Genomic DNA, 7,143 nt, shown 5'->3' with positions numbered 1-7,143 from the left:
CGCTCTAGTATGCGCCCTTGCACGCGCTTGAAAAACCCCGATTTACTAAAGAAACTGCGGCTACGCCTTGTTTTCTCATCGCAAATCCTAGAATCCTTTAGCTACAAAATGGGCTTTTACCCTAGAATCCAACTTTAGAATCCACTTTTTAAAATCTTGTCGCCTGTGAGTTTTTCAGTGTTTGACTCGTCATTGCGAGCGGATTGAAAATCCGTGTGGCAATCTATAAGCAACAACAAAACAACATACAAGCTCAAACCCTAGAATCCTTTGCTAGTGTTTTAGAATTTAGGCTTTTTACATTTTTGGCTTTTCCGTAGAATCCACTTACTTACTCTTTTATATTTTTTAGAATCCCTAGCATACAAAACTCTATACCCCAGCCCTCACACCATCTAGAATCTGCACAATCACCATTCCAGCAACTCCATCAAAATGCGCAGCCACACCACCACGCACGATAAGCTCAAAAAGTGCAACTCCCATAAGATAGACATATTCCATAATACAGCGCAAATACAAAACTAAGCCCCGCGCTAAAGGCTGTCCCTGCGTGCTTATAGGCTTCATTTAGGCTGACTTGCCTGCTATATCCCTTTGCCCCACAATCCCAAGCGTGATAGCACTAAAAGCGGGAGCAAGACACACCGCGCATAAGGCAATGGCAATTTGAGCCATAAGCGTAAAAATAAAATGCGGATAAAAATAATTTGCCCCTGTGGCTAGGACAATCCCCACAATACACAATGCAATAATCCCACGCTTAAAACGCGTTTTATCAATGAAAATCCCAAGTGGAATCCCAAAAATTAACGCACATAAAGACGCACTTGTAAGCCCGATATGCGATTCGCCAAATTGATGCCCTTTAAAAACACGCCAAGATAAGGACCAAGCCCATCTCTAACATCAGCGATGAAAAAATTTAGCCAAGCAAGCGCAGCATAAGCATTCATATTTCCCCCCTTATAGCAGTGTGTAAAGATAAAGCCCCAAAAGCCCCACACACAGCATAAGCGGCACAACAAGCATTGCCACTAGCATATACTGCCAAAAGCTAATATAAATGTCATATCGCTTAAGACTAGCAAGCCAGAGCAAAGTCGCCAGCGAGCCAATAGGCGTGAGCTTTGAGCCGACATTGCAGCCTAGTAAATGCGCATACATTAGCAGCTCCCTAGAGCTAGAATCTAGCCCCACAAAGTCGCTTAAAGCAAGATTGCCAAGCATAACCATAGGTAGATTATTGATAATACTTGAGCCTAGTGAGCTTCCTAGCCCCACGCTAAAGATCCCCAAAGGCACGCTAGAGAGTAGATCTTGCAAGGGGTAGGCTTTTTGCACGCTAAAGACCACGATAAAAAGCCCCAGAGAAAATGCCACAATCCCAAAGGGCGCGCCCTTAAGACAAGGTAGAATCCTAAGCCTGCCATATAGAAGCAATGCCCCCGCACACACCGCTACCACCGCGCACAAAGGCACGCCAAAGCTCCTACCTTGCAGCACGCCAAGTAGCAGCACTCCCAAAACCCCAAGGCACACTAGAAAGCCCCCATTTGTCATTAGGACTCTCTCTCCATAGTCATAAAAGCGCAAAATCGGCGGCAAATATCGGCGCACAAGCACATAAAGCCCCAAGCACGCTAGCAGGATACTTGCTTGTGGTAGGAGCATTGCCCTTGTGAAGTCTCTGCTATCAATGGAGAAAAACTGCGCGGTGATGATATTGGTAAGATTTGAGATCACAAAGGTATTTGAAGCAAAATCACTCACAAAGCACACAGCCAGCAAGCACACCACAAGCGGTGTGAAAGCCCCGCCCTTATGCCCACTCTCTTTGCGCGCTTTAAAAAGTGCTAGGACAAATGGCGTTAGGATCAAAATCGCCCCATCATTGGCAAACACCGCCCCCAAAGCCCCGCCAAAAAGCACGAGAAACACATAGAATCTAGCGCGAGGCACAACATAGCCATAACTCCCCTTAGCCCCTAGCGCGCGGATACAGAGCATCGCTACATATTCAAAAAACAGCAGTTTTTCTAGCATAACAGCTAGCATAATGAGCCCCACAAGTGTCAGCGTGCTATCCCACACCATAGCCCACACGCGCATAATATCGCTAGAATCTAGCGCGGAGATTGCCACACACGCCAAAGCCCCAAGAGTGCTATACACCCACAAAGGCAACCCAAAAGGTCGCCAATATAGACACACCATCATCACCACAAACACCCATAGCACCATAGATTACCGCCCTAATACTCGATGTGCAATACTAGCTTATTGCACATGAATAATGTATAATTCTTGCTCTAGCCCATATCTACCACAAGGACACACAATGCCTAAAATGCCACCACTCAATCAAGAAGAGCGATCAATCATTATTGACAAAGCTACCGAGCCAGCATTTAGCGGAATCTACACAGATCATTTTGAAGCAGGAGTCTATCTCTGCAGGCAGTGTGGCGCCAAACTCTATGAAGCTAAAGATAAATTCCCCAGCCACTGCGGCTGGGCGAGCTTCGATGATGAGATAGCAGGCGCAGTAACAAGACAGCCAGATAGCGATGGTAGGCGCACAGAGATTGTATGCACAAATTGCGGCGGACATTTGGGACATGTGTTTTTGGGCGAGGGATTTACTCCCAAAAACACTCGCCATTGCGTGAATTCTCTCTCATTATTTTTTGCAAAAGCCGATTCCTAGCCATTAGTCAAATACAACAATCCTAATGGATTCCAGCACAGAATCCAGGCTTCATTGCGACATGGCTTTGTAGTAGAATCCTCCCCCGAAACCACCCTAAGAATCCGCGCTATGCACGCATAGTGCGCATGGCGTTTGCAAGTGCTAGCAGTGCCACGCCCACATCGCCAAACACCGCCTCCCAGATACTTGCCACGCCCACAATCCCCAGCACCATGAATACTGCTTTTATCCCAAGTGCTAGGGCGATATTCTCATAAATGATACGCTTTGTTTTTTTAGCGATGATAATGGCGCGCTGGAGAGATTCTAGCGAGTTGTTTAAGATGATGACATCAGCATGCTGGCAAGAGAGATCGCTCCCAGAGGCAAATGCTATCCCCACATCTGCCAGGGCAAGGGTTGGCGCGTCATTTAAGCCATCGCCTACGAAGCCTACTTTCCTAGCTTTTGTATTGCTGCTAGATTCTGCGTCCCTATCTTTTTTGTCATGATTTGGCAAATTTGTCGCTTTAAGCGCGGCAAAATACTGCGCTTTATCTTGTGGGAGAAGCTGGCTTTGATATGCTATCCCAAGCTTCTTGCCAACAAGCTTGCAGGGATACTCCCCATCTCCACTTAGCATGATAGGCGTGATTTGCGATCTTTTGAGCCACTCTATTACGCCTGGAGCTTCGGGCTTGAGCTCATCGGCGATGATAAGATAGCCCAAATAACGCTTATCCACACTGATATGCACAATCGTGCCTTGTATATCGCATGTGCCATGAGGGATAGCAAATTTATGCAGGATTTTGTCATTGCCCGCGATGATTTCTTTCCTATCACATACGGCGCGAACCCCAAGTCCAGAAAACTCTTCAAACTCACTGATATGGTGCGTGTGTGCAAGATTTTGGTAGGCGTTTTTGATAGATTGGGCGATTGGGTGGGTGGAGAGATTTTGCGCGCAGGCAGCAAACCCTAGCAGCTCTTTCTCGCTAACCCCCGGTTCTGGGACAATTTGCGTAACTTTGAAAATCCCTTTGGTAAGCGTGCCTGTTTTATCAAACGCGATTGTATCGAGCTGGCTTAGTGCTTCTAGGTAGTTTGAGCCTTTGACCAAAATATGCGCCCTAGAGCTTGCGACAATCCCGCCAAAATATCCAAGCGGCACAGAAATCACTAGCGCACAAGGACAGCTCACCATAAGCACCACAAGCGCACGATACACCCATTCATAGAGATTCGCACTAAACCCTCCAGCAGCAAACATCGGCGGGACAAATGCAATAAACAGCGCGATAGCAAAGACTACTGGCGTATAGTGGCGCGCAAAGGAAGTGATGAAATTTTCTGTATGCGCTTTTTTGGTTGTGGCACTCTGGATAAGATTGGTAATCTTAGCGATTTGGCTTTGCTCATAGGGACGCCTCGCACGCACGCGGATCGCACGATCAAGTGCAATGCTCCCTGCGAGAATCTCTTCCCCCATCTGCGCACTTACAGGGAGCGACTCACCACTAAGCGCGCTAGTATCAAAGCTCGCTATCTCATCGCACAGCTCGCAATCCACCGGCACGCTTTCGCCCGCAAATACAAGCAGCAAATCCCCTGGCAGAATCTGGCTTGCTGGGATATCGACATGGCTAGCAGAATCCAGCGCCGCAGAGTCTATACTAGAATCTTGTAGCTTATGGGCGAGATCTGGCGTGAAGCTCGCTAGGGCATTGAGAGATTCTCTACCCCGGCGCACACTGATATTTTGCAGATATTCGCCCGCGGAGAAAAACAGCATAATCCCCACCGCTTCCTCACTCGCGCCGATGAGAAATGCCGCGATTGATGCCACGAGCATAAGCACATTTTCATCAAAAAACTCTCTCTGCCTTGCACTTGCCACCGCTCGCTTAAATACTTCTCTAGCAGCGATTAGATAGATGATGATATGGACAGCAAGCAGCCACACATGCGCGCTAGATTCTGCCTTAGAATCTAGCGCTAAATCCGTAGCAGGCAGCAAAGACTCAATCACAAGGCTTAGGAGAAATACGGCAATAAGCCCCAGCAGCACAAAAAGCTCTCTAGTGAAAATACTACTGCGCTGATGTTGTCCTGCTTGCTTTTGCTGGCTTTGTGTGCCAGAGAGTGGCACGATACGGACATCAGGCTCTAGGGTAGTGATAAGCTTTTGGGCTTTTTGTATATCATCGCATTTGATTGATAAGCGCTCTTGCGCGAAATCCACGCTCACTTGCTCCACGCCCTCACAGCTCTCAAGCGCGCGCTGAAGCTTGCTCGCACAATTTGCGCAGTCTAGATTCTCTAGTCGATATTGCTGCATGCTATTTGTCTGTGCTTTGTGGCTCTTTTGCATTCTGTGCATGTTCAAAGCCTTTGATAAAAAACTCACGATCACTGCATGAGATCTCATAGCGATCCGCGCTTTGCAAATCGATGAGATAGCACTGCTCTAGGGTCTCGGCTTTTGCTCGATCAACCGGGATTTGACGCATACGCGCATACACTTCATCAATATCCTCGCACAATGCCGGGAATCCAAACATCACAAGCTTATAAGACAATGCCATAATCACTCCTTGCTACCGCTAGCTGACTGCATTATAGGTTTGCTAGCGCGAGCTTAGCACACAAGCTTACACAGCGATTAAATCAAAGCTGAAATCTGCTACAATGCGCCCAAATCAAGCCAATAATGCCCAAAAATATCCAAAGGAATGCGATGACACCTTTCATCTCCACGCGAAACGCCCATGCTAAGTCTGTGGATTTTACCCAAGCTATTCTCTCTCCTACTGCTAGCAATCGCGGGCTCTATACACTTCCAGCCTTAGCGCATATTGATTTTTCTGTATTTTTGGATTCTAGCTATGCGGCGCTGTGTGAGCATGTTTTTCAAATTCTTGGCATAGAGGTAGAATCTGCAATCTTACACAAAGCTCTAGCAAGCTATGAGCGCTTTGATACACCAGAAAACCCAGCGCCTATTGCGAAGTTTGACAATGCGTTTTTTCTCGAGCTCTACCATGGACCAACCCGCGCGTTTAAAGATATGGCGCTCTGCCCTTTTGGAGAGATTTTTAGCGCATTAGCACTGCGACAGGATAAGCGCTATCTCATTCTCACAGCTACTAGTGGTGATACAGGTCCAGCCACCTTGCATGCCTTAGCCCATAAGCCAAATGTCAAAGTCATCTGTCTCTACCCAGAAGGCGGCACAAGCGAGGTGCAAGGACTACAAATGCAAACGGCAAATGCGGAGAATCTCAAGGTGCTTGGGATTAAGGGGGATTTTGATTGCGCACAAAGCCTGCTGAAATCCCTTCTGGCTAGCCAAAGCTTCCAAGACTCTATCGCGGAAAAAGGCTATGCACTCTCCGCGGCAAACTCGGTGAATTTTGGCAGGATCGCATTCCAAATCATCTACTACATCTGGGGCTATCTCTCTCTCGTGCGCCAAAAGGTGCTCAAATACGGCGAGGAGATCTATGTCAGCGTGCCAAGCGGGAATTTCGGCAATGCGCTTGGGGCGTTTTTCGCCAAAAGCATGGGACTACCGATAGAGAAAATCCTCATCGCCAGCAATGCCAACAACATTCTAACCGAGCTTATCACAAGTGGCGTGTATGACATCTCGCATAAGTCCCTGCATAAAAGCATTTCGCCTGCTATGGATATTCTAAAAAGCTCCAATGTCGAGCGCGTGCTTTTCGCGCTTTATGGCGATGAGCGCACAAAAGAGCTACTAGAATCCCTAGAATCCACCCAGCGCTATGCGCTCACACCTAGCGAGCTTGCTCTCTTGCGAGATCATTTCCAAGCGTGGTGGGGTGATGATAAGCAGACAAAATCCCTTATCAAATCCGCCTACCAAAAGGGCTATCTCCTCGACCCACACACAGCGCTTGCGTATGGTGCGTATAAACAGCTAGGCGACGGGAGAAAAGCTCTTATCTGCTCTACGGCAGAGTGGAGTAAATTTGCTCCAAGTGTAGTGGAAGCGATATTTGGGGAGTGCTTAGATGATAGGGGCGCGATAGCCAAAATGCTGGAATCTAGCCAAGCCAAAGGCGGCGTGAAAGTCTCTATCGGTGCGGATATTCAAGGGCTTTTTCATAAGCCCAGAATCCACACGCAAGTGCTAGAGCCAGGCGAGGTAGAGAGCGCAATCCTCCAGTGGCTTTAGGCTAGAATCCACCCTGCGCGTTAGCTAGGTGTTTTACACTTTGCAATGAGCTTCAAGCTCTCTAGTAGTATTTGCTTCTATATTCGCCAGATTCTAGGACAAAGCTGGATTGATAGCAAAGTAGATTCTAGCGATAAAGCACAAATTTTGTCATTGCGAGCAAGCGCGATAGCGGTCGCGAAGTAATCCATAAATCAAACACTAGAAAATCCCAAAATGTGAGTGAGCGGTAGGCGGAAGTAAAACA

8 protein-coding genes are annotated in these 7,143 nt (G+C 47.5%); 2 read left to right on the top strand and 6 right to left on the bottom strand.

Annotation, left to right across the window (positions count from 1 at the left end; genetic code table 11):
• Window positions 1-134: 134 nt before the first annotated feature.
• From Q0171_RS03690 to Q0171_RS03675, 4 genes are all read right to left on the bottom strand, one after another.
• Complete coding sequence (locus tag Q0171_RS03690; protein WP_299326893.1) at window positions 135-257, bottom strand: hypothetical protein; 123 nt, start codon at window positions 255-257, stop codon at window positions 135-137.
• Window positions 258-372: 115 nt separating this feature from the next.
• Window positions 373-570 (bottom strand): hypothetical protein, encoded by a 198-nt coding sequence (locus Q0171_RS03685; RefSeq protein WP_299326891.1) that lies wholly within the window; start codon window positions 568-570, stop codon window positions 373-375.
• Window positions 571-809: 239 nt separating this feature from the next.
• Complete coding sequence (locus Q0171_RS03680) at window positions 810-956, bottom strand: hypothetical protein (protein WP_299326889.1); 147 nt, start codon at window positions 954-956, stop codon at window positions 810-812.
• A gap of 10 nt (window positions 957-966) precedes the next feature.
• Window positions 967-2,244, bottom strand: a complete 1,278-nt coding sequence (locus Q0171_RS03675; protein ID WP_299326887.1) for an ArsB/NhaD family transporter — start codon at window positions 2,242-2,244, stop codon at window positions 967-969.
• A 106-nt stretch (window positions 2,245-2,350) separates the two neighbouring features.
• On the opposite strand from Q0171_RS03675, the gene Q0171_RS03670 reads away from it, so the two are divergent.
• Window positions 2,351-2,710 carry a methionine-R-sulfoxide reductase gene (locus tag Q0171_RS03670; RefSeq protein ID WP_299326895.1) on the top strand — a complete coding sequence of 120 codons (360 nt, stop codon included), beginning with the start codon at window positions 2,351-2,353 and terminating at the stop codon, window positions 2,708-2,710.
• Between the two features lie 109 nt (window positions 2,711-2,819).
• Here the strand turns inward: Q0171_RS03670 and Q0171_RS03665 are convergent, their stop codons facing one another.
• Together Q0171_RS03665 and Q0171_RS03660 are read right to left on the bottom strand one after the other, a co-directional pair.
• A complete protein-coding gene (locus Q0171_RS03665; RefSeq protein WP_299326885.1) occupies window positions 2,820-5,075 on the bottom strand; it encodes a heavy metal translocating P-type ATPase in 2,256 nt (751 codons plus the stop codon).
• Entirely contained in the window at window positions 5,035-5,280 is a 246-nt protein-coding gene (locus Q0171_RS03660; protein WP_299326883.1) for a hypothetical protein, read from the bottom strand. The genes Q0171_RS03665 and Q0171_RS03660 overlap by 41 nt, the downstream gene beginning before the upstream one ends.
• Before the next feature lie 152 nt (window positions 5,281-5,432).
• Between Q0171_RS03660 and thrC the strand changes: the two genes are divergently transcribed.
• Complete coding sequence (gene thrC / locus Q0171_RS03655) at window positions 5,433-6,896, top strand: threonine synthase (RefSeq protein WP_299326882.1); 1,464 nt, start codon at window positions 5,433-5,435, stop codon at window positions 6,894-6,896.
• Window positions 6,897-7,143: the final 247 nt, after the last annotated feature.

The organism is uncultured Helicobacter sp. (assembly GCF_937906905.1).
Classification (GTDB): domain Bacteria; phylum Campylobacterota; class Campylobacteria; order Campylobacterales; family Helicobacteraceae; genus Helicobacter_B.
Note: the sequence above shows the minus strand (reverse complement) of the source record. Positions and strands in the feature narration are given on the sequence as shown.